Origin of the sequence: Microbacterium hibisci, assembly GCF_015278255.1 — a bacterium.
Taxonomy (GTDB): domain Bacteria; phylum Actinomycetota; class Actinomycetes; order Actinomycetales; family Microbacteriaceae; genus Microbacterium; species Microbacterium hibisci.
In genome coordinates, this window is sequence record NZ_JADIJC010000017.1 from 1 (window position 1) to 2991 (window position 2991).

Annotated in this window: 3 protein-coding genes; all 3 read right to left on the reverse strand. The window is 73.0% G+C overall.

Features of this window, described 5'->3' with window-relative positions; translation table 11 throughout:
• Entirely contained in the window at positions 1-873 is an 873-nt protein-coding gene (locus tag IM770_RS17755) for a triose-phosphate isomerase (RefSeq protein WP_203582476.1), read from the reverse strand.
• Positions 873-1358: a ribose-5-phosphate isomerase gene (locus IM770_RS17760; RefSeq protein ID WP_203582477.1), complete on the reverse strand. Its 486-nt coding sequence runs from the start codon at positions 1356-1358 to the stop codon at positions 873-875. The genes IM770_RS17755 and IM770_RS17760 overlap by 1 nt, the downstream gene beginning before the upstream one ends.
• The coding region (locus tag IM770_RS17765) for a dihydroxyacetone kinase family protein (RefSeq protein WP_203582478.1) at positions 1345-2991 on the reverse strand (1647 nt) is incomplete at its 5' end. The genes IM770_RS17760 and IM770_RS17765, both read right to left, overlap by 14 nt.

Below are 2991 nucleotides of genomic sequence, written 5' to 3' on the forward strand. Positions count from 1 at the left end.
TCATGCGTCGACCCCGGTGGGGTTTTCGCGAGAATCCATCGGGAGGCCGAGACGCTGGGTCGTGCCCGTGGTCTGGTCCTTCGGATGGATTCTCGGGGTGGGGTGCTCGGGGCGGGCGGTGGCGAGGGCGGATGCTTCGTCGAGGACGGCGGTGAGGGCGTCGGGGTGGTGCGCGAAGCGGCCGAGGAAGAGGCCGTCGACGGTGTCGCCGAGGCGGGTGAGGAGGCCGGGGCCGGCGGAGCCGCCGTAGATGACGACGCTGCCGGTGCGGGCGGGGTCGGTGGCGAGGGCGGCGCGGAGGGCGCGGGTGACGGTGGTGATGTGGGTGTCGGGCGCGGGCTCGGCGGCGCCGATCGCCCATACCGGCTCGTAGGCGACGATCACCGGACCGGCGGGGACGTCTTGGAGGTTCGCGGTGAGCTGGGCGAGGTTGGTGTGGGCGGCGGCGGCGGCGGCGGGGTGGTGGTCGGTCTCGCCGATGCACAGCACCGGGGTGATGCCGTGGCTGAGGGCGGTGGCGGCTTTGGCGGCGGTGATGGTGTCGGTCTCGGCGAACAGCCGGCGGCGTTCGGCGTGCCCGATCTCGGCGACCCGCACCCCGATCTCGGCGAGTTCGGCGGCGGTGACCTCACCGGTGTAGGGGCCGGGCGGGAACGGGGAGACGTCTTGGGCGCCGATGAGTACCGGGGTGCGGGCGAACGCGGCGAGGGCGGCGGGGATCTGCAGGTAGGTGGGGATCACGAACAACCGCACCTTCCCGGCGGCCACCGCGGGGTGGGCGGCGGCGGCCAGTGCGACGTCGGCGAACCAGGCGCGTGCCTGTTCGTGCCCGAAGTAGGTCTTCAGGCTCACCCCCACCGTGACCTGGCTCATCAGCAGGAGCCGGTGGTCTCGTACTCGTCGATCACGGCGACCTTCTCCGCCGACGCGGAGGTGGTGTCGAACCGGTAGGTGACCCATTCGCGGACCAGCCGGCGGGCCAGTTCGATGCCGACCACCCGCTGCCCCATGGTGAGCACCTGCGCGTTGTTGGAGAGCACGCCGCGCTCCACGGAGAACGAGTCGTGGGCGGTGACGGCGCGGATGCCGGCCACCTTGTTCGCCGCGATCGCGACCCCCAGCCCGGTGCCGCAGATCAGCAGCGCCCGGTCCGCGTCCCCGGCGGCGACCTGCTGCGCGGCCTCGATCGCGACCTTCGGGTACGGGGTGTGGCCGTCGGCGTCCACCCCCACGTCGATCACGGACGCGACGCCGGGGTTGTCCTGGAGGTCCTTCTTCAGGATCTCCTTGTAGTCGAAGCCGGCGTCGTCCGCGCCGATCACGATCCGCAGCGGCTGGGCGTTCTCAGACGTGGCCATGTGCGTTCTCCTTCTGGTTCTGGGCCGCGCGCGTCTGGGCGGCGAGTGTGTCTCCGATGGCGGTGACGATGAGCGCGAGACTGATCGCGCCCGGGTCGGGGGTGCCCACGCTGTTCTGCCCGTGCGTGCGCGCACGACCCATGCGGGGCAGCAGGTCGGCGGTCGCGGCCGCGGCGCGGGTGGCAGCATCCGCCGCCGTCCGCCACGCATCCGTCAACCCCGCACCCGCGTCCACCGCACCGGTGAGGGTGGTGCTGAACGGCACCAGCGCGTCGACGAGGGTCTTGTCGCCGACCTCGGCCTTGCCGTAATCGGTGACGCCGCGGGACCCGGCCGCGACGCCCGCGGCGACCGCCGCGGGGTCGGGACGGCCCTCATCGCCGAGCTTCGCGGCGACGGCGTTCAGGATGACACCCCACAGCGCCCCGGAGGTGCCGCCGGCCTTGTCCGACCAGGCGTCGGCGGCGTGGGCGAGCGTGGTGCCCGCTCCCGCGCCCGCGTCGACGGCGGCGGTCGCCGCGGTCAGGGCGGCGTGCGAGCCGCGCTGCATGCCGATGCCGTGATCCCCGTCACCGGCGATCGCATCGATGCGGCCCAACTCCTCCACATGCGCATCCACCGTCGCCGCGATGGTGCGGACCGCGGCGAGCACGATCCGCGCCGCGGACTGCGAGGCCTCATCGCCGGGCTCGATCACCTCCGCCACGGTCGCCGCGTCGGTGGCGGCATCCGTCCGCTGCTGCGGGGCGACGGAGCCGCGCCGGTAGGCGGGGGTGTCGACCGGGGTGTCCCACAGCGCAGCCAGTTCGTCGTCCAGCCAGAACAGGGTCAGCGAGGTGCCGGCCATGTCGAAGCTGGTGCAGTACTCACCGACATGCGGGTCGATGAGCTCGAGGCCGGCGTCGGTGAGCAGCTGCGCGATGCGCCGGTACACGACGAACATCTCCTCGTACTTCAGCGACCCGAGGCCGTTGAGGATCGGCACCACCCGGGCACCCGCCACCTCGACCCCGTCGGGCACCTCCGCCAGCAGCCGCGAGACCAGCAACTCGGCCAGGCCGTCGGCGGTGGGGATGTCGGTCTCGTCCACACCGGGTTCGCCGTGGATGCCGAGCCCGATCGCCATCCGCCCCTCCGGCACGGTGAACAGCGGCTGCTCCGCACCCGGCAGCGTGCAGCCGGTGAACGCCACCCCGAACGACCGGGTCCGCTCGTTCGCATGCCGCGCCAGCCGGGTTACCTCCGCCAGATCCGCGCCCGCCGCGGCCGCCGCGCCCGCGATCCGGAACACCGTCAGATCCCCGGCGATGCCGCGGCGCTTGTGCTTCTCGCCGGACGTCGCCGACACGACGTCGTCGGTCACCGTGACGGTCTCGCAGCCGATGCCCTCGGCCCGCAGCCGCTCCTGCGCCGCATCGAAGTTCAGCACATCACCGGCATAGTTGCCGTAGGAGAAGAACACCCCGCCGCCGTTGTCCGCCGCCTTCGCCACCGCGTACACCTGCTGCGTGGAGGGCGAGGCGAACAGGTTGCCCATCGCCGCACCATGCGCCAGCCCCGGCCCCACCAGCCCGCCGAACGCGGGATAGTGACCCGAACCGCCGCCCACCACCACCGCAACCTGCCCGGCCGG